Genomic DNA, 24,568 nt, shown 5'->3' with positions numbered 1-24,568 from the left:
CCAGTAGATCCGGATGGTAACTGAATTCATCGACCCGGGACTGTACGAGACACTCTTTCCCAACGGCGTCAGCCGGTACGCCGTCGGCGGGTTACTCGTCGGACTCGGTGCCGTCGTCATCTACGTCGGAACGGGGATCGCCGCCGGCGCGAGCACGTTCCTCGAGTCGACGCTCAGCTACGTCTCAGAACAGTCGCGATTCCAGCGATACGTCTCCTCCAGAGACTGGCGGATCGTGTTCACGTTGGGCATCGTCGCCGGCGCGGCAGTGTACGCCCTGACGTTCCAGTCGGGAGTACTCACGAGCGGTCTCTATCAGTCCGGATCCACCGGTAGCACGTACGATATCGGCGGACTGACGCTCTGGCTGACCGACGTTCAGCCCTGGCGGTTATTCCTCGGCGGCATCCTCGTCGGGATCGGCACCCGTATCGGCAAGGGTTGTACCTCCGGTCACGGCGTCTGTGGCGTCGGATCGGCGTCGAAAACCTCGATCGTCGGCGTGATCACGTTTCTCGCCGTGGCGATCGGAACGGCACAGATCGTGATGGCCCTTGAGGTGAGTCCGTAACCATGATGGAACACCGTCATCCCCTGTTCATGCCGCTGATCTTCGTCGGCGGCCTGATCTTCGGGTTCGGCCTCGGGTTCAGTCACATGGCTCGCCCGGAGGTCGTCCTGAACTTCCTCCAGTTCGAGGACTTCGGGCTGTTGTTCGTAATGGGTGGCGCAGCGGTCGTCACCGGCCTCGCCTTCGGGCTGATACCCCGTCTTCTCGACGACGCGCCGCTCACGGGAGACGCCTACGGTCGCCGTCTGAAATCGTTCGACCGAAACGTACTCATAGGTGGCGCGATCTTCGGCGTCGGCTGGGGGCTGTCGGGAATCTGTCCCGGGGCCGCCTACGCCAGTCTCGGCGTCGGAAACGTGACGATCCTCTGGGCGCTCGCTGGCATGTTCGTCGGCGCGTACATCCAGGGCGTCTGGCGAAGTCAGCAGGACGCTTCGGAGACGATGCCCGCTGGTGCTGACTAACGAACTCTCAGTTGTTTTTCTCACCGGTTGCGCTCTTCTCGCTATCTTTCGTGGACGTCGAGTCGAGCAACTTTTCGAGCGTACTTGGGAAGAGTCGTTCAAGGAATCCTGCGGCGAACGAGACCAGAAGAAGCAACGGAATCTCGATGGTACCGGCATCGATCGGAACGACGAGGTCGCTTAGTAACGCGAAGTAAAAGGTCAGCGCACCGATCGCACCGATCAATATCCGGCTGAACGCGAGTTCGGGCAGGAGTATCGTCGCCGGGGTGAGCTGTGGAACGGCCGAGACCTCGGTCTGGTCGATGGGTTCGGCTATGTTGCGCCAGTTCTGAAGGCTGCTGACCGCCGCACCGAGCGACCCGGCAATGATGACGGCGAGCAGTGTCGACGGAGCGAAGCCGGGTTCATCGAACACCTCCGGGAGGATATCGAAGCCGAGGATTGCTGCTACGCCGGGGACAAATCCGATGACGCCGATCGACACGATCCAGAAGCGGAGTTGCTTCTCCGTGTTTCGTTGCTGTTCGAGTTCCGACAGTTCGTAACTCTGAATAATACCCTGAACCCGTCGGACGTTCTCGATGGAGGCCGATGACTCGTACCGCCCGCGAGCGATTTCACTGAATGATTCTGCTTCTTTACGGACGTGGCTCGGAAGTTGTTGGACGTCGATTTCGAGTTCCCTCGCAAACGATTCGAGGTCGCTTTCGGGTTGGTAGCGTTTCTCGACGGCCGGTTCGCCGCGGCGTTGCGCGGGGTCGCCCTCGGACTCAGTCTGGTTCCTTCCATCGCTCCTGGTAGCGTTCGTCCCGTCACCGTTGATCGCTTTACGAGACGACCGCTCTCTCACTCTGTCCTTGTAATAGAAGATGTTCGCTTTGTATCGCCTCGCGTGGTAGAATTGAACGTAAAATCCCGCCGGGTCACCGGCGTCGATCCGATGTTCCGCCTCGTTTAGGTACTCAACGGCCGTCTCGATCGAAGCTATTCCCTTCCTCGCGGCTTCGTTTACCACCGGATCGGTCGACCCGCTGGCTTCGTCGAACCACCTCTGCTGGTGGGCGAGCCACTGTCGATACGCTCCGCTCGTATTCCGATACGACTGTTTGTCGGCTTCCGTTCGTGACGTCGAAAATCGACTCCGAGGGTGGAGAAGAATCGCGACGAGTCCGATCCCGGAAAGAACGAGGGCGCCAGTGATGAGGACGGTATCGTCGACCGGACCAACCCATCCGGCGACAACTGGCTGGAGAAGCCAGACGCTGCCGACGGCGAACGCGGCTACGACGAATCCGATGGCGACGTGGTCGCGCAGTCGTCTGCGTGACACTACTCGTAGCCGCTGTCGGTCGAGAACGCCGTAAAGCCAGGAGAGAACGGCTGCGAGGGCGCCGATTGCCAGCAATAGCACCATCCACTGACCGACGGTTGTCGGTCCGACCGCCTCGAAGAGTCGGATACTCCCCGCGATGAACGCGATTCCGATGCCTCCACCGACGACGAGCGAGGGCCAACCAGCGCCAGAGCCGGGTGGTCCGGTCAGGCGCGTCGGTGGTGATTCGTCTGGCGGATCTGCCGTTTCGGATCTCGGCCCAGAGGGGAGTGCGTCGGAGGTGAGCCGAACGGTGCCGTCGCCCCAGCGAAAGACGCTGAACGTAACCCACGAATCGTCAGTCCTCGAACCATCGTCGCCGTCTCGTTCGGGTGATTCGAGCAATCGAGCGGTTGCACGCGCTAGCGTCGTTCCCAGCCAGAAGACGACGATGGCCAGTACCAGTATGACCAGAATCTGCAGCCATGCCGGGATCGATACCACAGTTTCTACCTGTGGTCCGAGAGAATCCGCGGCGGCGAAGACGAACAACCCGAGCGCGAAGCCCGAAAGCAACGCAGCACCGATCGCAACCGCGACGCGTTCCCGGGGGGAATCAACGAGCGAAATGATCGTCGCATCGGTTGCGGCCTCCTCACCGACGAATTGTATCACGGCGCGTCCGAATATCCCGACCCAGAGGGCGAACAGAACCAGTACTGCCATCCAGAGAGGTGAGTCTAGCGTGGCGGTGGCTATGTCGAGAATCGCCAGATACCACAGCTCCGTGGCCGCCAGTCCGCCGAGGATAATTCCCCAGGCGAGATACAGTGCCAGCATTCCAGCGAGTAACGGCCCCTCGACTCCCGTGCCGGACAGTTGGTCCCAGATTCCGATGTAGAGGATGACGAGTATGGCTGAAAAAGCGAGAATCGAGGTGACGACGAAGACGACGATGCCACCGGGGTGTACTATCGGCAGCATACTCACTAATATGGCGGTGACGGCGATCGGGAGTAGCAGCGTTCCTACTGCCACCAGAAAGATGACGAGCAGGAGGCCAACAATTCGTCCACCGTTCTCATTATTCGGACGCATTTGATTCACCGCTGACTCCGTCTATACACGACCTGACACGCCTCGACACCTACAATCCGCCAACGTGGTGATGGTGTTCGACTATCGTTGGTGCTAACTTTTCCACCGTAGTAAAGCTGTTAGTAGCCTCCCGGGAGTGTCATCAGCGGCTTCAACTCTCACGGTGTCACCTCCATGATTTCTATCGAACGATGCTCGCCTCTGACGGCCAGTGATACTCGTCGGACGAACGTGGACGGCCGGCCCCAAAAGAGTGGACAACCGAGTGATTTCGTGGCCAACGGAAGATTGGTCGTACGTGATCAACATCTTCTCGACAGGAACGTCCCTGTGTCGAGAATCTGATTATAGAGCTGATGTAGCGTCCGGGAAGACGGGTCGACGATAGCTGCAGCGCTGAAATTGCAGGGTGGCCGGTGGATTTACGACCATCGCACCCATCCTGAAGTACCAGAATGGGTGTTCTGTTAGGTATCCGTGAGGGTCGTTACCTGTGAGTGATCCGACCTTGCTCCACCTGGGTTACGTGGCTGCGTTCGGAGCGAGTGCGATCGTTTGCATTGCCGTGTTCTCTCGGACCTCGAGTATCGACCACGACGAGACGCGGGTGGGGTTACAGTGGTTACTCAGATTAACCGGTGCGTGGTCCGTTTCACACGTCGGCTATCTGGCCGCGTCCGGGCAGTCACTCCAGCACCTGTTTTACGTCGTCGGGTTGATCGTGGGTATCGCCGCCGTCGGCCCGTGGCTCTATTTCTGCTCTGCGTATACGGGTCGTTCACTCCACCGAAACGCCCGAATTCGGGTCGGAGCAGTGGTGACGTTCTTGCTTATTTCGGCGATCAAAGTGACGAATTCGTTTCACGGGTTGTACTACGTGCCGGAACCAGCGATCGAACCGTTCCCTCACTTGATGATCCATCACGAGCCACTGCACTGGGTGACGATGGGTCTCGCCTACGCCCTCGCGTTTATCGGGATCTTCATGCTCGTCGAACGCTTTATCCAGGTTTCGGCTAATACGACGCCGCTGTTCGCACTCGTCGGCGTCACCGGACTCCCCGTTTTGCTGGATATCGGGGCGACCGGTAGCACGAATCTCCTCGAGACGACGTACTCCCCGATCGGCGTCGCCATATTCGCCGTCGGCGTCCTCACGATATATCTCGAGGAGTTTCGATTGATCCGGCTTTCGGGTCAACGAGACGAACCCGTCCTGGCTCTCGACCAAGCTGGGTGTATTCGCGATTACAACCGAGGAGCCAGAGACCTGTTCGCTGGTGGACTTTCCGTCGAGTCGCTGGGTCGACCGCTCGCGACGGTGCTCCCGGACGTCGCCGAGGCGATGACCGAAGATCCTTCGGTGTTCGAACGTGATGAACCCGCTACGGGTACCAGCCGGACGTATCAGGTAACGTCGACCCGATTCGAAGCCGGCCAGGTCGATCTCGGTCAGTTCATCTCTATCACTGATGTGACTGACAGGGAGCACTATCGTCGGCAACTGGAGCGCCAGAACGAGCGTCTGGAGCGATTTGCGAGCATGGTATCACACGATCTCAGGAATCCCCTCTCCGTCGCCCAGGGGTACGTGGAGATGGCCGGAGAGGACGCCGAACCTGAACACGTCGACGCGATTGTTGATTCGCTAGACCGGATGGAAACGTTGATCGACGACCTGTTGACGCTCGCTCGACAGGGCCAATCGATCACGGATACGGAGGGCGTCTCGCTTCGATCGCTGAGCCATCAGGCGTGGAAGATGACCGATACGCCTGAGGCGTCACTGGAAACTGACGGCGAGTGTACGTTCACTGCCGATCCGGATCGGTTCCAACAATTGCTCGAAAATCTCTTTCGAAACGCCATCGAACACGGCGGTGAAGACGTCATCGTTCGAGTTGGCCCGCTGGAGGAGGCGGCGGGCGTTTTCGTCGCCGACGACGGACCCGGAATCCCGCGTGAAAGCCGAGACCAGGTCTTCGAGTCCGGCTTTACGACGGAAACGGATGGAACAGGATTCGGCCTCGCAATAGTCGGCGAAATTGTGCGCGCCCACGGCTGGGAGATTTCCGTGACGGACAGTGCGACCGGCGGGGCTCGGTTCGAAATCACCTTCGAGGAGCAGACCCCCTCGTCTGATGCGGATCGTCGGATACGTCAGACCGTGAACTGAACGGTAGGGTAGGAGCGTTACGAAGTACGTCGCTGAATTCACCGCCAGGTCCCACAGTCCATTTCTGAAACCACCGCCAGTATCGACGTCCAGATCGATCTACGCGGTACGTTGGATCGGTGAGCCGCCCTCGTTAGCTGTAGCGTTCGATCAGCGTTTCGAGCGTCGCTCGATCTTGCACGCCGCTCAGGCGTTCTTTCGGCCCACCGTTCGCGTAGAGGACCAACGTCGGGACGCCGCGGACGCCGAGTTGCTGAGCCAGGCGCTGGTTCGCGTCGATGTCGACCTTCGCGACGGTCGCGTTCGTCTCCGACGCGATCGCGTCGATCGTCGGTTCGAGCATCTGGCAGGGGCCACACCAGTCTGCGTAACAGTCGACGAGGACGACTGGATGCTCGGAGACGACCGACTGGAGGTGGTCTGGCCCGTCGATTTCGATCGGATTCGACGGGGACTCCTCGTTCGACGTATCCGAAGCAGGTGGACGCGATCCGCCCTCGAGTTGTGCCTTCAGATCTGCCAGTTTCTGTTCTCTGATCCGTTCTCGTTCGTCGTCGATAGCGTCGCTCATACCGAGTTCGTACGGCCGAGGCCTACATAACAGTTGTGCACTCAAAGTACAATACAGTTTCACTCCTACGTCGTGGCGTCCATCGTCACCGTGAGTGGGCGCCTGGCGGCACCAGGAGAACGTTCCCGTCGGCTCTCGCGACGATCTCCTCTGAAACGCTGCCGAGTAGAAGTCGGCGGAGCCGACTGTGGCCGCGCGAACCGACGAGAATGGTCGTTGGATCGTACTCGGCCTCCGCGGCGAGAATTTCGTCGGCCGGATCACCGTCCCTGACGTCGGTCTCCGTTTCGATCCCCCACTCTTCGAGCTGGCCGGCGAGTTCGGCGAGTTTCGCTTCGGGATCGATCTCGTCCGGCAGTTCGGGATCTTTCGGGGTTCGAACGTGGACGAGCGTCGCCTTCTGGGTGGCGTTACGGAGGAACGAGAACGCCTCGAACGCGTCCTCCGCGTTCGCGGAGAAGTCGGTCGCGTACAGTATTCGTCGGAACAGGTGTTCGTACATCACTTCGGGGTCGTCGACCCCGCGTTCGATCCGGTTTACGAGCAGCGGACGCTCGCTCGTTCGCGCGAGATTACGCGCGGTCGAACCGATAACCCGATTTTCGAGCGGACTCTTTCCCCGAGAGCCGACGAGCGTGAGGTCCGCGCCGACGGTCTCGGCGATGCCGTTGATGCGCCGATGGGGCGTTCCGCGGACGACGTGGGTCTCGACGTCGAACCCGGCGTCCTCGATGACGCGACGATATCGTTTGAGCGCACGTTTTCGCCGGCCCTCGAAGTCCATCCCGGGCATGCCCGCGTGGACGTTCGCGGGAACGACGGTCACGAGGTGCATCTTCTCGACGCCGATGCGTCCGAGACATTCGAGACACGTCTCGTTCTGAATCGTTGCCTCGCTCGCTGCTGAGAGATCGGTTGCACAGACTGCCTTCATAGGTGGGAGTACGCTCCAGCGGTATAATATTGTTTGGCCCGACCAATACCGGGGACACCCTGGTTCGTCGCCTTAGGACTAACGGACAGAAGTTGCTGGTCACGTTTCCGATCGAGTCGGCGGACCACTCGCCGCTCCATCGGAGCGAACCGCACCCGCCATATCCGAATAACGTATGGAGATATTTTCGTCGGATACTCGTTACATACTCAGCAGTAATATTGTGCGCCAATCCCAAAAGCGTTATACCATCTCTCCGGGTATGGGAAGATGAGTAGAAAACCATGAGCTGTACACAACTGATCGACCGGGTGAATCGGTACAAATGATCGAGACACTCGCGCTACCGTGGCTCCTACAGGGTGGCCTCGTCGTCGGGCTGATCCTTGTCCTGGCAGTCGCCCTTTACCTCGGATACGCGGTGGTAGAACGCGTCATCGCACAACCACTACTGAAAACGATAGAGGAACGGTAATCGATGGAGATACTAGGTCTCGCACTACCGCTGGTACTCCTGTTCGTGAGCTTCGGCTTTATGGTCGGCGTCCTGTTCGGCTTTTTCGGGATGGGTGGCTCGTTCCTCGTCACCCCTACCCTCCTGATTCTGGGCTATCCGGCCTCCGTTGCCATCGGAAGCGGGTTGGCCTTCTACTTCGGGACGTCGGTCATCGCCGTGATGAAACACTACGACATCGGACAGGTGGACTACAAACTCGGTGCCATCCTGTTCGTCGTCTTGTCGGTCGGAATCGAAATTGGGAGCATCCTCGTATTCGGCCTCGAAGAGATCGGCGTTGCCGACCTCGTAACCGGGATCGCGTACGTGGTGCTGCTCGCCGGGATCGGTGTCCTGTTTCTCCGTCGCGCCCTCGCGGGTGAGGACGAGGATGAAGACGGGAACGTCGACGAGGACGTCGACGACATTCCCGCTGTCGGCCAGACGATCCAGTCGTACACCATTCCACCGATGATTTCGCTGGTCTCTGGTGGCCGAACCTCTCTATGGACGGTTTCGGGAGCCGGCGGCGTCGTCGGCATGATATCTGGACTGATCGGTGTCGGCGGCGGATTCATGCGGATGCCGATGATCTACTACCTCATCGGGACGCCGTTGACGGTTGCCGTCGGAACGAGCCTCTTTGCCGGCCTCTTCTCCGGTGCGTATGGGGCGTTCACCTACGGCATGTCGGGGAGCGTCGACCTCGTGGTCGTCTCGCTGTTGCTGGTCGGGAGCGCACTCGGTGCTCGAATCGGATCGGGGGCGACGACGGTGGTCGAAGAAGACGACGTGATCGTCTACTTCGGGATCATGATGCTTCTGGCAAGCGCTGGCATCGGCGTGAGCGAGGTGGCCAACTGGCTCGGATTCGGGATATTAGACGTCCTGAGCGTGGTGTTGCTGGTCGGATCGTCGTTCGCCGTCGCCTCGATCATCCTCTATCAGGTGTTCACGACCGTGCGAACGAACCGAACTGATATGACGCCGGAAGGTGTCTCTGAACAGACAGACTGATGGCGCCGTCCACTCTCATTCGCGGGCGTTCGTCACCAGCAGCAGTGAGATATTCGACGCGAGAACGTGGCCGACACGTGATTGGATACGAAGTGACGATACGCTCCACCGAACCGCAACCGACGGGGTCGGGCTGAATCGATGGAACTCGTCGTCATCGTCGCCGTTGTACTCGGCCTCGGCGTACTCTCTCGCGTTCTCGCCGATCGGCTTCGAATACCTAGCGTGCTGTTCCTGATCGTCGCCGGTATCGCGATCGGTCCCGAAATCCTCGGCCTCGTCTCGAAAGAAACGTTCGGTGACGGGCTACCCGTGATGGTCGGCGTCAGCGTCGCGATAATCCTCTTCGAAGGCGGCTACCACTTACACGTCGATAAACTCAAAGAGAGTCCCAGAGCGATGGTCAGGTTCGTCACGATTGGAGCGGCGCTGACCTGGCTCGGAACGGCACTCGCCGTCGTCGTCTTCCTCGATACGACACCCGAGGTCGGATTACTCGTCGGTGCGTTGCTCATCGCCACCGGTCCCACGGTGATCGGACCGATCCTCCAGGTCGTAACCGTCCGGGACCACGTCGCGGCCGTCCTTGAGGGTGAGGGAGTTATCAACGACGTCACCGCAGCTATCCTGGTCGTGGTCGTCTTCGAGGTGCTCGTCGCGGCCAACGGATGGTGGCCGATGCTCGCGTTCGAATTCGCCGTTCGACTCGCCGTCGGCCTCGGAATCGGTGCTCTCGTGGCGGCGATCGTCTGGTTCGTCCTGACGCGGAGCAATCTCGCGCCCGGGACCGGTCCGCTTCACGCGCGATTGATCGTCCTCGCTGGGGTCGTTGCCGCCTACGCCGGTGCGGAGGCGGCGGCGAGCGAAACGGGCATCGCCGCGGCCGCGATGGCCGGTTTCGCACTCGGAAACGTCGATCTCCCCCACCACGAGGAGGTCATCGACTTCTTGGACGACCTCTCGGTCGTCGTCCTTTCGTTCGTCTTCGTGGCGCTCGCCGCGCTGATCGACTTCGAGGACATTCAACTGCTCGGCCTGGCCGGCCTCGCCGTCGTGATCTCGGTCACCGTCGTGTTGCGTCCCTTCGTCGTCTACATCGCGACGACCCACGAGCGGTTCACGACGAACGAACGGCTGTTTCTCAGCGCCGTCGGCCCGCGTGGGATCATTCCAGCGAGCGTCGCGACGCTGTTCGCCGTCGAGCTGGAAGCGCTCGGTCGACCCCAGGAAGCCCAGTTACTCGCCGGAACGGTGTTTCTGATCATCTTCATCACCGTCGTCCTTCAGGCCGGGCTGGCGAGACAGATTGCAGATCACTTAGACGTATCACCAATGAGAACTATACTCGTAGGCGCGGGACGGGTCGGGCTGTCACTCGCCGAACGACTCGAACAGGATGGAGAGAACGTCCTCGTCGTGGATCTCGATCCCGACGCGGTCGAAACGGCACGCAACCGAGGAATTAGGGCCATCGAAGGCGATGGCACGTCGGCGGACGTCTTAGCACGCGTCGGCGCCGCCGACGCGAAGGCCGTGGTCGCGACCACGCCGGATGACGACGTCAACCTGCTCGTCTCTCAACTCGCACAGACGTCGTTCGACGTGTCGACGGTCGCCTCCAGGGTCAACGAACCCGAAAACGTAGACGCGTTCGAATCGCTCGGCGTGCGGGCGATCGACCTCTCGATGGCGACCGCCTGGTCGTTAGAGAACGTCCTCGAACGGCCGTCGCTGTCGGCGTGGATGAACGAACTCGGACGCACCGGTGACGTTCAGGAGATCGAGGTCACCGCCTCCGATCTCGTCGGCGAGTCGATCGCGACCGTCAACGCCGAAATTCCGGACGGATGTATCGTCGGCCTCCTCACCCACGAAGACGGCACGCGAGAAGTCCCCACCGGCGACCACCGATTGAGCGAGGGCGACCGGGTGACGTTCATCGGGCAGGTCGACGCAGTCGAGCGGGCGATAAAACGGTTTCACCCGCACGACTGATTCGACCGAGGGGTCGGTGGCCGTCACCGCAGACTACCGTTGCCGGCGGTCGGTCACGATTCGGGGCTCTTCCCGGGCGCGTGTCGTCCCGCAGTCGACGCGACGAACGATGGACTGAGCAGTCTTGCCCAAAAAATCCAAAACCGTTATATCCGAGCCATTGGTACGTAGTATTGCATAGAATTGTATGATCCATGCAAATCAAAACTCACTCATTCTCTCGCGAATGGACCGCACCTCGAACCCATCGACGAACGACAATGTACGCCACGGCGGATTGTCGAACCGACTCGCAAACGATTCGATCCGAACGGTTGCATGAACCGAACGGCTCAGCAGATACCAATCACTGGCCGAATCTGTTTCAGCGCAGTTTCGACCAACGTTCCCTATTCCCCGTCCGGTCGCATCCGGGGAGCGACAGTCTCGGCGAACTTTCCATGAGTGGTGACTGACGATGGCAGCTGACCTCCAACGAGACCTCGGACTCCCGGCTACGACGGCCATCGCTATCGGCGCGATGGTCGGGTCAGGAATCTTTATCCTTCCAGGCATCGCCTACGCGACCGCCGGGTCCGCAGTCGTCGCCGCCTACCTGATCGCTGGATTGCTAGTTCTACCAGCTGCACTGTCGGCCTCTGAGATGGCGACCGCGATGCCAGAGGACGGTGGGTCGTACGTCTACGTCGAGCGAGGGATGGGACCACTGCTCGGTACCATCGCCGGCATCGGCAACTGGTTCATGCTCTCGTTCAAGGGTGCGCTCGCGTTGATCGGTGGCGTCCCCTACCTCGTTTACGTCGCTCCCGGCCTGGCCGAGTACATCTTGCCGATTGCGCTCGGGCTTGCGCTACTATTTACGGCTCTCAACGTACTCAGCACGAAAAGTACCGGGAAACTGCAGTTCGGGATCGTGGGTATCATGGTGCTCGCGATGGCGTACTTCGTCGTCGCGGGGCTCCCCGACGTCACACCGTCTCAGACGGCCGGTTCCTTCGACCTCGCCTCCGAGGGGATCCTCGCCGCGACCGGTCTCGTGTTCGTCTCCTACGCGGGCGTCATCAAGATCGCCGCCGTCGCCGAGGAGGTGAAAGATCCGGGACGGACGATCCCGAGGGCGATGATCGGATCGCTGCTTGCGACCACCGCTCTGTACGTACTCGTCGTGTACGTCGCGATCGGCGTCGCCCCGGACCTCTCCCCCTCCGGTGGGTTCGTCCCTGCAGCAGGCGAAGAGGCCGCCTCGATCGCGTACGCAGCCGACGCAGCCCTCGGTACTGTCGGCGCGATCGTGGTAGTGATCGCCGCGTTGCTGGCCCTGGCGTCGACCGCGAACGCCGGGCTCCTGTCCGCCTCGAGATTCCCGTTCGCGATGGCGCGAGACGGGCTCGTGCCGCCGCAGTTCGAACAACTCCACGACCGATTCAAGACGCCAGCACTCGCGGTGGCACTGACCGGCGGCGTCATGATGATCATGATCGTGACGCTACCGATCGAACAGGTCGCGAAGTTCGGCAGCGCCTTTCAGATTCTCGTGTTCATCCTCGTGAACCTCGCGGTGGTCGGGTTCCGTGAGGGTGCCGTCGCTGACTACGATCCCGAATTCGTCTCTCCGCTGTATCCCTGGACCCAACTCGCCGGAATGGCCGGTGGCGTGATCGTCCTCACCCAGATGGGAACGGTTCCATTTGCGGGGGCCGTCGCGATCACGATCGTTGCGATCGGCTGGTACGTCGGATACGCACGCCCGCGAGTCGACCGCGAGGGTGCCGCACGAGCGGGCGTCCGTGAAAACGTCAGCGAGCGTGCCGCCGAACGGACGAAGGCACTGTTCGACGCCGAGGAGGCCTACGACGTACTCGTCGCGATTACCGAGGACACCTCTCCCGACGCGCGACGGGATATGGTCCGGATGGCGACGGACATGGGACGACTTCGATCTACCACGGTCTCGGTCGTCGAATTCGTGGATGTTCCGCACCGGGTATTCGCTGGTGACCACGCTGACGTCCTCACGGGGGACGTTCCCGACTGGTTGCCGGCGGAGCCGGGCGAGGCGCCGGACTGGTTCCCGGACGGCCAGAGCGTCGAACCACCGACCAGATCCTCAGGCGGCGTCGCAGTCGGTAACGGCACGTCGAACCCGTCGGCGACGACCGACACGCACGTCGAGTACCGCGAGATCGATAGCGAGGATCACAAGCAAGCGATCGTCGACGTGGCGACCTACGGTGGCTACGATCTGGTGATCGCCGAGCGCCGCCAGGCGGACTTTCACCGACGACTGTTCGGCGGCGAGACCGACTGGCTGCTTCGCAACGCCCCCGCTGACATCGTACTGGTCGAGGACGACGGGTTCGACGGGGCCGACGAGATCGCGGTCGTCGCGAACCGGGGCGCCTACGACCCGCTGAAACTGCTGTTCGCCGACGCTGTCGCAGAGGAAACCGGTGCGGAAATCAACCTCCTGCAAGCGATCCCGGCAGATGCTCCTGAGAGCCAACGTCACACGATCGAGCGGTATCACGATGAACTCATCTCGCTTCTGACTGTGCCGGCGCGCTCGACGGTCGTGGAGACAGACGACGTGAACAAGGGGCTGACGCGGTTCGTCGGCGAAGCGGACCTGCTGGTAACCGGCGTCGACCGAACCGGGTTGAGCGCTCGCCTGTTGGGTCGACCGGGCAACCGGCTCGTCGACAGCGTCGACACGACAGCTGCGATGGTCCAGACCCGTGACGGTCGCCGACCCGGTCTGCTCGAACGACTGCTGATGGATCACCTGTTCGGCTGAAGGCAACGACGGTTGAGCCCTGGTACTGACCGGGTTCAGGCCGAACGATGTGGGATCCCACGAGCCCGTTCGTGGCGTACTCCGCGTACGCCGGCGGTTCTTCGAGTTTGTACAATATCCGCACAACCCTTTTATCACTCCGGTACGTAGCCTCGAGTAGGAACATGGCACAGTCGATGGCAGAACAACTCCAGCAGGACATGAAGTGTGAGGGGCTTCTGGAGTGTATTCACGGGTTGAAGCAACTCGATAAGGAGTGTTTCAGGGCGCTCGTCGAGAGCGACGAACCGCTCACGATCGACGAGGTCGCAGAAGACGTCGACCGCGAACGCTCGACCGCCTACCGGTCGATCCAGCGGCTACTCCAGAGCGGCTTCATCCAGAAAGAACAGGTAAACTACGAACAAGGCGGCTACTACCACGTCTACCACCCGACCGACCCCCAACAGATCGCAAGCGACATGCAGCGGAAGTTGAACGACTGGTACGCTAAAATGGGGCAACTCATCCAGGAGTTCGAAGACAAGTACGAGACGACCGCCGACGTGGCGGCGACGGCCGAGAACTGAAACTGTCGATCGAACGGATTTTCACTTCTCTGTCCCAATGACTGACGATGCTCGCCGTGTCTGGTTGGTCGAGCGAACGTACTCCGACGACGAGCAGAACCTGATCATCCTGATTTATGCGACGCTCGACGGACGACGGTATTACCGGAAAGAACGGGCGTTGACCCACGGTGAGGACGTTCGACCCACGACCGCGGCCGTAACCGTCGAACCGACGAATCTGGGAAGCGTCGACGACGCGAGCGAGCGAGAGCGATACGCGATCGAGGCGAGACGAGTGTCGGAGAACCACGATCCAGACGACGAACTCTGATTGCGGTCGTGGCGTATCGATTGCGCCCAAGCGCCGGTATTGGCGAGTAGTCTCCGCGTCGCCGGGGTTGATAGTTTCATCGTCCTGGCGATTGTCTATCGGCTATGGAGACTGGTATCGAGGAGTTCGACTTCGTGACGATCGGTTCCGGGTCCGGTCTCGACGTAGCGAACGCGATGGTCGATCAGGGACGATCGGTCGCCGTGATCGAGAAGGGCCCGCTCGGTGGTACCTGCCTCAATCGGGGCTGTATTCCTTCGAAGCAGTTGTTGTATCACGCCGAGGTGCGAGAGACCGTCGAACGGGCCGACGAGTTCGGTATCCACGTCGACGTGACCGGCGTCGACTTCGCGGACATCGTCCGCGAGGTGAACGAAGACGTCTCGGGAAGCGCCGAATCGATCCACCACGGACTGCGCTCGTCCAGTCGACATGAACTGTTCGAGGGCGAAGGGCGGTTCGTCGACGATCGAACGATCGAGATCGTAGACGGACTCGACGCGGGCAAGCGAATTCGCGCCGAGACGATCCTGATCGCCGCCGGCACGCGCCCTGCGATTCCGCCGATAGATGGGATCGAGGACGTCGATTATATGACGAGTACCGAGGCCTTGCAACTCGAGACGCCGCCCGATAGCCTCGTGATCGTTGGCGGTGGATACATCGCCGCCGAACTCGCTCACTTCTTCGGAACGTTCGGGAGCGACGTCTCGATCGTCGGGAGACGGCGGCACCTCCTGCCGCAGGCAGACGAGGAAGTAGGCACGGCGTTCACCGAGCGGTACGCGGAACGGTTCGACGTCCACACCGGGTACGAGGCCCTGTCGGTCTCGCGGTCTACGGTCAATACGGATGGAACCGATGGGGTGACCGTCGAGGCTCGTCCGTATCCACCGGCGCTCGACGATCCGGATGCGCATCAACGGGTAACCGTTTCCGGCGACACCCTACTCGTCGCGGCTGGCCGACGTCCCAACTCGGACACGCTCGCACTCGAGGTCCCGGGCGTCGACACGGACGAGAGCGGATTTGTCGAAACGGACGAGTATCTGCGAACGACCGCCGACGGAATCTTGGCGCTCGGTGACATCGTCGGCGAGTACCAGCTAAAGCACAACGCGAACCACGAAGCACGCACCGTGGCGGGAAACCTGCTCGGGGACCAACTGGAACCGATCGATTACAGCGCGATGCCGTTCGCGGTCTTCGCCTCGCCCGAGGTCGCAGGCGTCGGTGCGACCGAAGGAGAATTGCGCGATGCCGATGTGGAGTACGCGACGCGAACCTACGACTACGAGGATACCGCTCGCGGTAAGGCGATGAAGGTGTCGGGATTCGTGAAGGTACTCATCGAACCCGAAGGTTCCATCCTCGGTTGTCACATCATCGGCCCCCAGGCGTCGAATTTGATCGAAGAGGTCGTCGTCGCGATGACGGCCGGGTCGGGGACTGTCTGGGATATACGCGAATCCATCCACATCCACCCGGCCCTCTCGGAAGTAGTCGACCGCGCGTTCGCTGGCCAATTCGTCCTCGCCGGCGAGCACCATCACGACCACAGTCACGAGAACGGCGGCGGACACAGTCACGGCCGCGAAAACGGACACGAACACGACCATGGCCCAGACGGGAACGGTCACAGTCACGACAACGGCTCGTCTCAGCACGATCACGAGCGCGGAGACGAACCACAGTGAGCGTTCCGGTCCCGGGAACGGACACCGACGGGCCGAGCTCAGCGATCACGCCGATATTGCGGTGGGAGAAACCCGAGTGTTGGATAGATGAAATCGTCACTTGGCCCGGACACTCGACTGGCTCGTCCCCGTCCGGAGCGAGAGGAGGACGAGGAGTAGTCCGCTAGAGACGATGGCGGCCTGGATGAGCCCGGCTGAGACGATGGACGTGCCGAAGGCGACGTAGATGAGGCCCTCACAGATCGCTCCGGCCCCGATGAAGACGAATCCCGCCGCGACGTAGAGCATCGGTCGTTGACCGCTTCGGCGATAGCCGTGGTAGGCGAGATAAGCGACGAGGAGACTCAGTACGAGGGTGATCAACTTCGCGACGAGTAGCGGCGTTTCGATCATGATCAGTCGGTCCCTGACGTTTCACCGCGTATGTCGCTCCACAGGGCCGTGAACGAGTCCGCCAGTTCGTCGCGGGTCTCGAGCGTGACCGTCATCGCTCCGTCCGATACTTCGACGGAGAGGCGCTCGAGCGAGGTCTTATACTCGCGACGATGGGTTCTGTCGGAGTCGACCGTCGTTCGCTCCTCGACGAGACCGCGCTCGTCGAGGGTCGCGAGGCGCCGATACACTGTCGAGAGCGAGGCATCACAAGCCTGGCTGAGGGCCTTCGCTGTCATCCATTCCTGGTCAGCCGCGACGAGGATCGCGCGTGCGTACTCGTCTGCGAGCGTCTGAAAGAGCGCCGGCGGATCAGTCGTTCCCGTCTCCTGCACGCCGTCGTCGAGGGCACCACGTCCCAAATAGGCGGCGATTTCGCCACAAGGGCCGTGTTATCGCCGTGTGTTTTTCCACAATCCCTTTCAGGTTCAGATCCGTCGAGCCGAGTATGGACGACGATACGGCCTCCCGTCGATCGGTACTGGGTCTCGGGGGCCTTGCCGGGATCTGTTGTCTCGGACCCGGAACGGCAGCCGTCTCCGGTGGGGCCGCAGTCGGCATCCGAGCCGGTATCGTGGAGGCTCTCATCATTGGACTGACGCTCTTTCTCGTTGGACTGGTGATCCGTCGTCGGACGGGCTGTGATGGCTGTGGGTCCTGACGAGCCTCTGTGCTTGGGATCACTCCGGTCCGAGGTATCGGTCCACGTCGATTCCCGAAATCTCACGCGTTACAGGTCGGGCACGTGCGCTGGTGTCGCACGTAGATCAAACCGCCGAACGTTGCCACGGCAACGACACCGAGGACGGGTCGGAGCGGATCGAAGTACGTCATCAGGGCCGACGAACTGAAGAGCGCGAGCAGGAACGCGTTACAGATTGGACACCCGACGGCCAGGAAGCCACCGATCAGGCCGCCGACGGCCCAGCGATCTTCGGTCACGCCATCTCCGTCCTCGAGTTCGGTCTCGGGGAGGTCAGTGGCCAGTCGCAGGGTGGTGTATATTCCCGCGAGTGCCGCGGTGGCGGTGAGTAACCCGTAGTCGATAGGCGTTCGGGGTACCATCCTGACGTAGATCGGATTCGGGATGAGGCCAGTGACGATACCGAACAGGGCGAAAACACCCGTCCCGACGAGCACGCCCCAGGCGATGGCCTGGCGATTCGTTCGGATCGCTCCGAACCCGTGGGCAGTCATTCGGTCGTCACCTCCGTCGTGAACGAACATCGTTCCGGGTGCCCCGCCCGCCCGAGAAAGAACACGAGCAGCGCGAGTCCCGCGATTTGTAGGAGTGTCCCATCGTACGGTAGCAACGCGAGTCCGCCGGCGAACCCGAGGAAACCGAGGAGTCCCGCCCCACAACTGGCGCAACCTGACGCGAGCAACCCGGGCAGGACGGCGGAAAGGTCGGTCAGACTGGTCGGTCCGACGATCCGCAGCTGTGCGACGGCGTTCACGACGGCCACGCCGGTGAGCACCGCGTAGAGGACGATGATAGCGAGCCCCGACGGCCCGTCGGTCCGATAGATGGTTTCGGACAGCGAAACGAGCGCGTAGTCTAACCAGTGGAGGCCGTCACCGAGCAATTGAATCGAGAACTCCGGCATCGTACTCAGCACCAGCAGGGTGTAGGTGGCGACCGTTACGATGAGCAGTCCGACCGTCCCTCGCCATGACTCGAACGGATACGTGACGGCGTCGGCGAGGTTCCGTCCGAACGTCGTGAGTGAATCGGTCGCGATCATCGGTTCGTGGTAGTCACTACTGGGTCAGCACTCGATTCGCCCACTCCTCGTTCGGCCGCCGTATTCGAACCCGTCATCGCTACACTTCTCTCACGTTGTCCAAGTGAGTACGTCCATAAATCTTCAGTCCCGATTTGCTGGGCCAGCGAATCGACGAGTTCGTTTACTCCCCACACTTCCAACCGGGTTTCGAACCTCGTATGTCTCTCAACAACCCAACACGCCGTGCTCTCGTCGCCGGTTCCGTCCTCGCTATCGGCGGTGGTGGCGCCTACGCGATCTCCCGGTCGAGGCGGGGCGACGAACGGTCCTGGAGTCCTGGTACCGAATCGTCCGGCGATACGGCTGCGACGTTTCACGCGAGCAATGATACGTCTCCCCTCGGTATCGACCTGACTGGAAAGCCCCTCCTCGGATATCCCGACGCCCCGCTCGATATCTACTACTGGACGGATTTTCAGTGCCCGTTTTGCAAACAATTCGAGCGGGAAACGCTCCCATCGGTTATCGAGGATCACGTCGCACCCGGGCAGGTTCGCCTCGTGTTCGTTCCACTGCCGTACTTCGGTCCTGATTCTATGACGGCGGCCGTGGCTTCTCGCTGTGTCTGGAACCAGACCCACGAGTCCGATCCGGCCGCGTACTGGCACTGGCACGAAGCCGTCATCGACGAACAGGGTGAGCGAAATTCGGGCTGGGCCGGAGCGGACAACCTGCTCGAACTGACGCAGTCGGTCGACGGCGTGGACGCGGACGCACTCGATACGTGTCTAGCCGAGCAGCGCTCTATCTACGAAGACGCAATAGATGAGGACGCGGCGTTCGCCGGATCCGTCGGGATCGACGGAACGCCGACGTTCACCGTATTCGACCGAGAGACCCATGAAGCCGGCACGCTCGTCGGCGCACAGCCAATTGAGCGCTTCGATCAGGCGATCGAGCACTTCGAGCCACAGTGATCGTCGTCTAGCACGCCCGAAATCGATCGTTGTCGGGCGATCCCAATTCGACCTCGGGCGATCGACGTCCCCGATCGACGCCTAATTCACGACAGTTTGGATGACCGGGCTTGCACCGGCACGTCCCCCGTTGATGGGTCATCGCGTCGTCCGTCGCCCTACAATGGCGCTACAGGACCTTCCCCACGCCGACGACGAGATGGACGAGTGCATCGACAACTGTCTCGAAGCGGCACAGGTCTGTGAGTGGTGCGCAGACGCCTGTGCCGACGAGGGCGAATCGATGGCCGAGTGCATCAGGCTCTGTCGGGACGTCGCCGACCTGGCGTCGCTGCACGCGAGATTGATGGCCCGCGATTCGACGTATCACGCCGAACTCGCGAGTCTCTGCGCGGATGCCTGTGAGGCCTGTGCGGAGGAGTGTGCCCAGCACGACCACGACCACTGCCAGGCGTGTGCCGAGATCCTCCCGAAGTGTGCCGAATCCTGTCGGACGATGGCCGCACACTAGTTCACGATGACGTCCAACTCGGCCGACGGCGAACGGGACCGATCCACACACCCCGACACCTGGTTCGGGCTCGATTGGACGGTCAAACCACTCGTCCAGGCCGGGGTCGTCCTCCTGGCGTCCGGCGTGGTCCTTCTAGTGATCGGGTATACACTCATCAGAACCGCTGAGGCGTCCTATCCAGGGACGCGTGACGAATCCAGATCGAGCACAGACTGAACCGACTGACGGATCGTTACCGCAGGAACGGCGACGTCGCCCAGTACGGACGACGGGGTGGGCCGAACCCCTCAGTTCGCCGCGCAGTTGTTCGGGCCGAGTTCGAGCGAAGCGGCCTCCTCGCTCAACGGCTCCTGGCCCCAGTTAATCGCCTTGATTCGGTTGTAGTTCGCCGGCTCGTCTGAGAGTCCGTCGAGAATAGCTTCGACGAATCGGTCGCGATCGTCCATTCCGAGGAGTTCGTTCTCGGTCTGCAACGTACCGAGGGTCGTCGCGAGCGGACGCATCTCCTCGTCGCTCATGTGTCCGGGAAGGACGATCGTCTCGTCGGGAAGCGCCGTGAGTTCTCCGAGGCTCTCGTAGAGTTCGCTGGCACCCTCGCGAACGTCTTTCTCGGTCGACCCCTCCAGGTCCGGACGACCGACGCTCCGAATGAACAGCGTATCCCCCGAGAGCAGCGCTCCGTCCCATAGAAGCGAGACGCTACCGGGGGTGTGTCCCGGCGTGTGGACCACCTCGAGCGATCGGTCGCCGACGGCGATCCGGTCGCCGTTTTCGATCGGTTCGAACCCGTCGAGATCGCCGCCGTCGGCCGGGTGGAGGTAGTACGGGACGTCCCACTCGTCGGCCATACGACGGCCACCGCTGACGTGATCTGCGTGGGCGTGCGTATCGATCGCGCCGACGATTTCGACGCCGCGCTCGGCTGCGAGGGTTCGATACTCGTCGACGTACAGGCTCGGATCGACGACCACGGCCTCGCCGTCGCGCTCGACGAGGTACGAGAGACAGCCGGTTCCGGGTCTGACGATCTGGACGACGCCGTCTGCACCGCCGGTTTCGCCGTCGCGGACGGCGTTCACCTCGTAGCTGACGTGGACGCGGCCCCAGCCGTTCATGCCGTCTGCGACCGATCGTGCGTCGTAGCCCCGGTCGCCCAAATACGCGGCGGCGTCGGCCGACGTTATCCCGGCGACGCAGATCACGGCAATCTCTCGATCGGACGGAATCTCGTCGAGGGCGGCTTGGAGCCCGCTCGTGTCTCCGTCGAGCAGTTGATCGTATATCGGGAGGTTGTGACTTTCCTCGACGCGCCACTCCTCGTACTCGTCCTCGCGACGGACGTCGAGAACGAACAGGTCGTCGTCCTCGCGCCGGTCGGCCAACTCGTCGGGGTGCATCGTCGGGGATGTCGATTTCGTATTGCTCATGTCCCACAATATTGTGGGTCCTCTGTTTATATCTATGGGTGCGTACGCCGGCTGGCACGCGAATACGCAGTCGAGTACATCCGGGGTGGTGATCCGAACGTTAACTGTCGACCTCCGTCGGATCGTCTCGTGCGTAGCGACGTATCTCGACGCCAGACACGTCGCTCAAGTCCCGTCGGGGGTGTATTGGCCAGACGCTAGTGACTATCCTCTGGATCCGGTAGCCAGTCTCGCAACCGGTTCGGAGGACAATCGGGACGCCGCGTTGGTGAAAGACGCTATCCGTTCGATACCACGCCAGCCCGTCGGACCCGTCGATTTGAATCCGATCGAGAGATACTGGCTCGGATTGCGTGGTCAGTGGCTCGTCTTCGTTCGTGCAATCCTGATTCGCGGTACCGAGAAGTTGTGTGGTGTGTCGAGCGGTTCGCTCACGAATAAATACCGTCGGTCGGCACCTAACGGCGCCGTGGACGTCTGTGGAACCTGATTCTACGGGATACGATCGGCCGATGGTGCGTTGTACATTGTGGGTGGTGTATTGCACAATTCACACACAACCTTTAAACCGGTCCGGCCCCAAGGATGCAATGATGGCAACAGACTCCTACAGCGGAACACCCGTACAGACGACTGACGAACCGGTGGCCGTCGAGAGCGCGGCGCACCTGGACGCGATCGTCGACGAGCACGACGTGGTGCTGGTCGACTTCTACGCCGACTGGTGCGGTCCGTGTCAGATGATCGCGCCGACGCTCGAGAAACTGGCCGGTGAAACGGCGGCCGTCATCGCGAAGGTCGACGTCGACGCTCACCAGCAACTCGCCGCAACCTACGGCGTGCGCGGCGTTCCGACGCTCGCCCTCTTCGCCGACGGCGAACAGGTCGAACAGCAGACCGGAGCGCTGCCCGAAGACCACCTCCGTACGCTCATCGGGGGGTACACGTCCGAATGAACGGTACGACTACCGAGTCGATCACGGAGTCCGCTCGCGACGTCGTGATCGTCGGCTCCGGTGTTTCCGGGCTCTCGGCGGCCGTCTACGCGGCGAGAGCCGATCTCGACCCGCTCGTCCTCGAGGGTCCGGAACCGGGCGGCCAGCTGACGCTCACGACGGAGGTGGAAAACTACCTCGGATTCCCCGAGGGCGTCGGCGGAATGGAACTCCTTCAGCGCGGCAAAGAGCAAGCCGAGCGGTTCGGCGCCACCTTCGAGCGCGCGACCGTCGAGTCGGCCCACCTCGAGGACCGTCCGTTCGCTCTCGAACTATCGACCGGAGACGCGATCGAAACCCGGGCACTGATCGTCGCGACGGGTGCGAGCGCCCGCTGGGTGGGCGCGGAGAACGAGGACGAACTGATGGGCTACGGGCTCTCGACGTGTGCGACCTGCGACGGGGCGTTTCACCGCGGCGACGACGTGCTCGTCATCGGCGGCGGCGACAGCGCGATGGAGGAGGCGCTCTTTCTCGCGAGGTTCGCAGAGAGCGTCACCGTCGTCCACCGCCGCGACGAGCTTCGGGCGTCGGACATTATGGCCCGACGCGCACGAGACCACGAAAAGATCTCGTTCCGGTGGAACGCAGAGCTGTTGGAGATTCACGGCTCGCGTGACGATGGCGTCACGGGCGCGACGCTCGTGAGCCACCCCGACGGGTACCCGAAGGACCGATACCAGGACGGCGATGGCGTCGACCTCGAAACCGTCGAGATCGGCGGGATCTTCTACGGCGTCGGCCACGTCCCGAACACCGATTTCCTCGTCGACACGCCGGTTCCGCTCGACGACGAGGGTCATCTCCTGACCGAGACGGGCATGACGACGAAGACGGCGGTCGAGGGCGTCTTCGGTGCCGGCGACGTGATGGATCCCGACTACCGGCAGGCGGTCACCGCCGCGGGTACCGGAAGCATGGCCGCCCTCGATGCGGAGACGTGGCTCGACGAACTCGAGGCGACGGCCGACTTCGACGCCCCGCTCGAAGCGGTCTGATCACCTTCGGGTCGTCGATTCCCACGGGTTTGCCGCGACGACGTACGCTTTTGACCGTCCCTGTCGAAGGCAGCGTATGAACGTACTGGTCCCGATCGACGAATCGGATCCCGCCATGGAGGCGGTCGAACACGTCATCCGCGAATATCCCGATGCGTCTGTCACTCTGCTTCACGTCATCGAACCGAATACCTACCTGTACGGTGACGGGGCCGCCTACGCGTACGATTCGTTGATCGAACCTCGCCGTGACGCAGCCGAGAACCTGTTCGACGCCGCCCGGGAGAGTGCCGGCGAGCGCGATCGACCGTTCGAGACGGAAACGGTCGTGGGGATACCGGCGAGAAAGATCGTCGAGTTCGCCGGTGACGGTGAGTTCGACCACATCGTCATCGGCAGTCACGGGCGTTCGGGTCCGACACGCGTCTTGCTCGGAAGCGTGGCAGAACGGGTACTTCGACGTGCCCCGTGTCCGGTGACGATCGTCAGGTGAATCGTCGAGACGGAACGTATTCTCTCGAGTGTTAGCGTGTCTTTATCGAACGACCGTCACCGGGCACGGTGCCCGGCGGACGACGGCTTCGGCGACGCTACCCAGCAGAACGCGAGAGACGCCGGACCGTCCGTGACTGCCGATGACGACGTGATCCGCGTCGACTTCTCCGACGATGTCGACGATCGTGCGCGCGGGTCGACCGAGTTCGACCATCGTTTCGACTGTAAGATCGGGACTGGCCGCTTCGACGTGCCCGCGTGCGTCACTCACGAGCGATTCACCGTCAGCGTGCGCCCGTTCGTATCCGTCGACGTCCGCGTAGCCACCCTGGCCGGACCAGTAGAGCACCTCGCTCGGATCGAGGCAGTGTGCGATCGTCAGCCGGTCTACGTTCGGGTACTCGATGGCGTGTTCGAGCGCGTCCCACGCGGGTCGAGAGTCGTCTAGCGCGACGAGAACGTGTGTTCCCATGTACGAACCGAGGGACGCCCGGCGGTTGGACGTATCGGTCTGTTCCCGGATGCGAAGAAGTTCCGTTCGTTTTACGGTCCGTCTCTCCGATGGCCCCGTATGGAGACGGATCGTCCGAGCGTCGAACTCGTCGTGTTGCTGGCGCTCGGTGTCGTAACGACGGTCGTTATCCACGGAATTTACGTCCCGCAGTTCGGGCCGGATGAGTACATCGCGGTCTTGCCGTACCTCGTCGCCGGCTGGATCGCGTTCACAGCGTCGTTTTACGCCATCGCGCGGCTCGTCTCGGAGCCGGCCGACCTGCCGAGCATGCGCGGCGCCGATATCGGCGTCACGCTTGTTTTGCTCTCGTTGTTACTCGCCGGCGCGCTGGGAAACTACGGGTTCACCCCGCGGGCCGTCCCCACCGTCTACGTCGCTCTCGGTATCGGCCTCTACATCGGGTTGGCGCTGATCGGCTGGTCGCTCGGTCAGCGAACCCGGGCGGTCAACCGGATGGTCGCCGATCGGTAATCGAGAGA

General features: G+C 61.9%; 27 protein-coding genes. 18 read left to right on the top strand and 9 right to left on the bottom strand.

The annotated features are described in order from the left end of the window. The first annotated feature begins 13 nt into the window (after nucleotides 1–13). Together NKH31_RS17115 and NKH31_RS17110 are read left to right on the top strand one after the other, a co-directional pair. Nucleotides 14–571, top strand: a complete 558-nt coding sequence (locus tag NKH31_RS17115; protein ID WP_254863001.1) for a YeeE/YedE family protein — start codon at nucleotides 14–16, stop codon at nucleotides 569–571. A gap of 2 nt (nucleotides 572–573) precedes the next feature. Next, entirely contained in the window at nucleotides 574–1,035 is a 462-nt protein-coding gene (locus tag NKH31_RS17110) for a YeeE/YedE family protein (protein ID WP_254863000.1), read from the top strand. Between the two features lie 7 nt (nucleotides 1,036–1,042). On the opposite strand, the gene NKH31_RS17105 is transcribed toward NKH31_RS17110, so the two are convergent. Beyond that, nucleotides 1,043–3,448: a hypothetical protein gene (locus NKH31_RS17105; RefSeq protein ID WP_254862999.1), complete on the bottom strand. Its 2,406-nt coding sequence runs from the start codon at nucleotides 3,446–3,448 to the stop codon at nucleotides 1,043–1,045. A gap of 493 nt (nucleotides 3,449–3,941) precedes the next feature. Here NKH31_RS17105 and NKH31_RS17100 point away from each other — a divergent pair, with 493 nt between their 5' ends. Further along, a complete protein-coding gene (locus NKH31_RS17100; RefSeq protein WP_254862998.1) occupies nucleotides 3,942–5,624 on the top strand; it encodes a sensor histidine kinase in 1,683 nt (560 codons plus the stop codon). 133 nt (nucleotides 5,625–5,757) lie between these two features. Here NKH31_RS17100 and NKH31_RS17095 read toward each other — a convergent pair whose 3' ends face one another. After that, nucleotides 5,758–6,195 carry a thioredoxin family protein gene (locus NKH31_RS17095; RefSeq protein WP_254862997.1) on the bottom strand — a complete coding sequence of 146 codons (438 nt, stop codon included), beginning with the start codon at nucleotides 6,193–6,195 and terminating at the stop codon, nucleotides 5,758–5,760. A gap of 85 nt (nucleotides 6,196–6,280) precedes the next feature. Further along, nucleotides 6,281–7,129 (bottom strand): universal stress protein, encoded by an 849-nt coding sequence (locus tag NKH31_RS17090; RefSeq protein WP_254862996.1) that lies wholly within the window; start codon nucleotides 7,127–7,129, stop codon nucleotides 6,281–6,283. Between the two features lie 325 nt (nucleotides 7,130–7,454). Here NKH31_RS17090 and NKH31_RS17085 point away from each other — a divergent pair, with 325 nt between their 5' ends. The 7 genes from NKH31_RS17085 to NKH31_RS17055 all read left to right on the top strand — a co-directional run bounded on the left by NKH31_RS17085 (nucleotide 7,455) and on the right by NKH31_RS17055 (nucleotide 16,010). Then, the gene (locus NKH31_RS17085; RefSeq protein WP_254862995.1) at nucleotides 7,455–7,604 is read left to right on the top strand and encodes a DUF7512 family protein; all 150 of its coding nucleotides are present in this window, start codon (nucleotides 7,455–7,457) and stop codon (nucleotides 7,602–7,604) included. Nucleotides 7,605–7,607: 3 nt separating this feature from the next. After that, nucleotides 7,608–8,642: a sulfite exporter TauE/SafE family protein gene (locus tag NKH31_RS17080; RefSeq protein WP_254862994.1), complete on the top strand. Its 1,035-nt coding sequence runs from the start codon at nucleotides 7,608–7,610 to the stop codon at nucleotides 8,640–8,642. Nucleotides 8,643–8,783: 141 nt separating this feature from the next. After that, nucleotides 8,784–10,637, top strand: coding sequence for a cation:proton antiporter domain-containing protein (locus NKH31_RS17075; RefSeq protein ID WP_254862993.1), 1,854 nt, complete (start codon nucleotides 8,784–8,786; stop codon nucleotides 10,635–10,637). 457 nt (nucleotides 10,638–11,094) lie between these two features. Then, nucleotides 11,095–13,431 (top strand): amino acid permease, encoded by a 2,337-nt coding sequence (locus NKH31_RS17070; RefSeq protein WP_254862992.1) that lies wholly within the window; start codon nucleotides 11,095–11,097, stop codon nucleotides 13,429–13,431. A gap of 164 nt (nucleotides 13,432–13,595) precedes the next feature. Further along, a complete protein-coding gene (locus NKH31_RS17065; protein ID WP_254862991.1) occupies nucleotides 13,596–14,000 on the top strand; it encodes a helix-turn-helix domain-containing protein in 405 nt (134 codons plus the stop codon). Between the two features lie 37 nt (nucleotides 14,001–14,037). Continuing rightward, on the top strand, nucleotides 14,038–14,313 hold the full coding sequence (locus tag NKH31_RS17060; RefSeq protein ID WP_254862990.1) for a DUF7967 family protein: 276 nt from the start codon (nucleotides 14,038–14,040) through the stop codon (nucleotides 14,311–14,313). 104 nt (nucleotides 14,314–14,417) lie between these two features. Beyond that, nucleotides 14,418–16,010 carry a dihydrolipoyl dehydrogenase gene (locus tag NKH31_RS17055; protein WP_254862989.1) on the top strand — a complete coding sequence of 531 codons (1,593 nt, stop codon included), beginning with the start codon at nucleotides 14,418–14,420 and terminating at the stop codon, nucleotides 16,008–16,010. A gap of 96 nt (nucleotides 16,011–16,106) precedes the next feature. Here NKH31_RS17055 and NKH31_RS17050 read toward each other — a convergent pair whose 3' ends face one another. Both NKH31_RS17050 and NKH31_RS17045 read right to left on the bottom strand, forming a co-directional pair. Next, nucleotides 16,107–16,403 (bottom strand): DUF7521 family protein, encoded by a 297-nt coding sequence (locus tag NKH31_RS17050; protein WP_425492278.1) that lies wholly within the window; start codon nucleotides 16,401–16,403, stop codon nucleotides 16,107–16,109. Nucleotides 16,404–16,405: 2 nt separating this feature from the next. Further along, complete coding sequence (locus tag NKH31_RS17045) at nucleotides 16,406–16,804, bottom strand: winged helix-turn-helix domain-containing protein (RefSeq protein WP_254862988.1); 399 nt, start codon at nucleotides 16,802–16,804, stop codon at nucleotides 16,406–16,408. Between the two features lie 86 nt (nucleotides 16,805–16,890). On the opposite strand from NKH31_RS17045, the gene NKH31_RS17040 reads away from it, so the two are divergent. Then, nucleotides 16,891–17,103: a hypothetical protein gene (locus NKH31_RS17040; RefSeq protein ID WP_254862987.1), complete on the top strand. Its 213-nt coding sequence runs from the start codon at nucleotides 16,891–16,893 to the stop codon at nucleotides 17,101–17,103. 62 nt (nucleotides 17,104–17,165) lie between these two features. On the opposite strand, the gene NKH31_RS17035 is transcribed toward NKH31_RS17040, so the two are convergent. Beyond that, on the bottom strand, nucleotides 17,166–17,639 hold the full coding sequence (locus NKH31_RS17035) for a hypothetical protein (protein ID WP_254862986.1): 474 nt from the start codon (nucleotides 17,637–17,639) through the stop codon (nucleotides 17,166–17,168). Continuing rightward, entirely contained in the window at nucleotides 17,636–18,187 is a 552-nt protein-coding gene (locus tag NKH31_RS17030; RefSeq protein ID WP_254862985.1) for a hypothetical protein, read from the bottom strand. The genes NKH31_RS17035 and NKH31_RS17030 overlap by 4 nt, the downstream gene beginning before the upstream one ends. A gap of 200 nt (nucleotides 18,188–18,387) precedes the next feature. On the opposite strand from NKH31_RS17030, the gene NKH31_RS17025 reads away from it, so the two are divergent. The 3 genes from NKH31_RS17025 to NKH31_RS17015 all read left to right on the top strand — a co-directional run bounded on the left by NKH31_RS17025 (nucleotide 18,388) and on the right by NKH31_RS17015 (nucleotide 19,876). Continuing rightward, complete coding sequence (locus NKH31_RS17025; RefSeq protein ID WP_254862984.1) at nucleotides 18,388–19,146, top strand: DsbA family protein; 759 nt, start codon at nucleotides 18,388–18,390, stop codon at nucleotides 19,144–19,146. A 163-nt stretch (nucleotides 19,147–19,309) separates the two neighbouring features. Beyond that, nucleotides 19,310–19,657, top strand: coding sequence for a four-helix bundle copper-binding protein (locus NKH31_RS17020; RefSeq protein ID WP_254862983.1), 348 nt, complete (start codon nucleotides 19,310–19,312; stop codon nucleotides 19,655–19,657). Between the two features lie 6 nt (nucleotides 19,658–19,663). Further along, nucleotides 19,664–19,876 (top strand): hypothetical protein, encoded by a 213-nt coding sequence (locus NKH31_RS17015; protein WP_254862982.1) that lies wholly within the window; start codon nucleotides 19,664–19,666, stop codon nucleotides 19,874–19,876. 71 nt (nucleotides 19,877–19,947) lie between these two features. Here the strand turns inward: NKH31_RS17015 and NKH31_RS17010 are convergent, their stop codons facing one another. Further along, entirely contained in the window at nucleotides 19,948–21,087 is a 1,140-nt protein-coding gene (locus NKH31_RS17010) for an MBL fold metallo-hydrolase (RefSeq protein WP_254862981.1), read from the bottom strand. A gap of 593 nt (nucleotides 21,088–21,680) precedes the next feature. Here NKH31_RS17010 and trxA point away from each other — a divergent pair. The 3 genes from trxA to NKH31_RS16995 all read left to right on the top strand — a co-directional run bounded on the left by trxA (nucleotide 21,681) and on the right by NKH31_RS16995 (nucleotide 23,573). After that, nucleotides 21,681–22,043 (top strand): thioredoxin, encoded by a 363-nt coding sequence (trxA, locus tag NKH31_RS17005; protein WP_254862980.1) that lies wholly within the window; start codon nucleotides 21,681–21,683, stop codon nucleotides 22,041–22,043. Next, nucleotides 22,040–23,080 (top strand): NAD(P)/FAD-dependent oxidoreductase, encoded by a 1,041-nt coding sequence (locus NKH31_RS17000; protein WP_254862979.1) that lies wholly within the window; start codon nucleotides 22,040–22,042, stop codon nucleotides 23,078–23,080. Before trxA ends, NKH31_RS17000 begins: the two co-directional genes overlap by 4 nt. Nucleotides 23,081–23,156: 76 nt before the next feature. Further along, nucleotides 23,157–23,573, top strand: coding sequence for a universal stress protein (locus NKH31_RS16995; RefSeq protein WP_254862978.1), 417 nt, complete (start codon nucleotides 23,157–23,159; stop codon nucleotides 23,571–23,573). A 42-nt stretch (nucleotides 23,574–23,615) separates the two neighbouring features. On the opposite strand, the gene NKH31_RS16990 is transcribed toward NKH31_RS16995, so the two are convergent. Next, on the bottom strand, nucleotides 23,616–24,047 hold the full coding sequence (locus NKH31_RS16990) for a universal stress protein (RefSeq protein ID WP_254862977.1): 432 nt from the start codon (nucleotides 24,045–24,047) through the stop codon (nucleotides 23,616–23,618). Nucleotides 24,048–24,146: 99 nt separating this feature from the next. Between NKH31_RS16990 and NKH31_RS16985 the strand changes: the two genes are divergently transcribed. Further along, nucleotides 24,147–24,560 carry a hypothetical protein gene (locus NKH31_RS16985; RefSeq protein WP_254862976.1) on the top strand — a complete coding sequence of 138 codons (414 nt, stop codon included), beginning with the start codon at nucleotides 24,147–24,149 and terminating at the stop codon, nucleotides 24,558–24,560. Nucleotides 24,561–24,568 lie beyond the last annotated feature (8 nt).

Source organism: Halovivax gelatinilyticus, assembly GCF_024300625.1.
GTDB lineage: Archaea > Halobacteriota > Halobacteria > Halobacteriales > Natrialbaceae > Halovivax > Halovivax gelatinilyticus.
This window is presented reverse-complemented; position numbering and strand designations above follow the sequence as displayed.

Coding starts and splice junctions, on each gene's coding strand:
- NKH31_RS17105 (WP_254862999.1), bottom strand. CDS start 3,448: ATGCGTCCGAATAATGAGAACGGTGGACGAATTGTTGGCCTCCTGCTC.
- NKH31_RS17085 (WP_254862995.1), top strand. CDS start 7,455: ATGATCGAGACACTCGCGCTACCGTGGCTCCTACAGGGTGGCCTCGTC.
- NKH31_RS16985 (WP_254862976.1), top strand. CDS start 24,147: ATGGAGACGGATCGTCCGAGCGTCGAACTCGTCGTGTTGCTGGCGCTC.
- NKH31_RS16990 (WP_254862977.1), bottom strand. CDS start 24,047: ATGGGAACACACGTTCTCGTCGCGCTAGACGACTCTCGACCCGCGTGG.
- NKH31_RS17115 (WP_254863001.1), top strand. CDS start 14: ATGGTAACTGAATTCATCGACCCGGGACTGTACGAGACACTCTTTCCC.
- NKH31_RS17110 (WP_254863000.1), top strand. CDS start 574: ATGATGGAACACCGTCATCCCCTGTTCATGCCGCTGATCTTCGTCGGC.
- NKH31_RS17095 (WP_254862997.1), bottom strand. CDS start 6,195: ATGAGCGACGCTATCGACGACGAACGAGAACGGATCAGAGAACAGAAA.
- NKH31_RS17090 (WP_254862996.1), bottom strand. CDS start 7,129: ATGAAGGCAGTCTGTGCAACCGATCTCTCAGCAGCGAGCGAGGCAACG.
- NKH31_RS17050 (WP_425492278.1), bottom strand. CDS start 16,403: ATGATCGAAACGCCGCTACTCGTCGCGAAGTTGATCACCCTCGTACTG.
- NKH31_RS17030 (WP_254862985.1), bottom strand. CDS start 18,187: ATGATCGCGACCGATTCACTCACGACGTTCGGACGGAACCTCGCCGAC.
- NKH31_RS17015 (WP_254862982.1), top strand. CDS start 19,664: ATGACGTCCAACTCGGCCGACGGCGAACGGGACCGATCCACACACCCC.
- trxA (WP_254862980.1), top strand. CDS start 21,681: ATGGCAACAGACTCCTACAGCGGAACACCCGTACAGACGACTGACGAA.
- NKH31_RS17020 (WP_254862983.1), top strand. CDS start 19,310: ATGGCGCTACAGGACCTTCCCCACGCCGACGACGAGATGGACGAGTGC.
- NKH31_RS17040 (WP_254862987.1), top strand. CDS start 16,891: ATGGACGACGATACGGCCTCCCGTCGATCGGTACTGGGTCTCGGGGGC.
- NKH31_RS17080 (WP_254862994.1), top strand. CDS start 7,608: ATGGAGATACTAGGTCTCGCACTACCGCTGGTACTCCTGTTCGTGAGC.
- NKH31_RS17060 (WP_254862990.1), top strand. CDS start 14,038: ATGACTGACGATGCTCGCCGTGTCTGGTTGGTCGAGCGAACGTACTCC.
- NKH31_RS17070 (WP_254862992.1), top strand. CDS start 11,095: ATGGCAGCTGACCTCCAACGAGACCTCGGACTCCCGGCTACGACGGCC.
- NKH31_RS17010 (WP_254862981.1), bottom strand. CDS start 21,087: ATGAGCAATACGAAATCGACATCCCCGACGATGCACCCCGACGAGTTG.
- NKH31_RS17075 (WP_254862993.1), top strand. CDS start 8,784: ATGGAACTCGTCGTCATCGTCGCCGTTGTACTCGGCCTCGGCGTACTC.
- NKH31_RS17000 (WP_254862979.1), top strand. CDS start 22,040: ATGAACGGTACGACTACCGAGTCGATCACGGAGTCCGCTCGCGACGTC.
- NKH31_RS17065 (WP_254862991.1), top strand. CDS start 13,596: ATGGCACAGTCGATGGCAGAACAACTCCAGCAGGACATGAAGTGTGAG.
- NKH31_RS16995 (WP_254862978.1), top strand. CDS start 23,157: ATGAACGTACTGGTCCCGATCGACGAATCGGATCCCGCCATGGAGGCG.
- NKH31_RS17035 (WP_254862986.1), bottom strand. CDS start 17,639: ATGACTGCCCACGGGTTCGGAGCGATCCGAACGAATCGCCAGGCCATC.
- NKH31_RS17025 (WP_254862984.1), top strand. CDS start 18,388: ATGTCTCTCAACAACCCAACACGCCGTGCTCTCGTCGCCGGTTCCGTC.
- NKH31_RS17055 (WP_254862989.1), top strand. CDS start 14,418: ATGGAGACTGGTATCGAGGAGTTCGACTTCGTGACGATCGGTTCCGGG.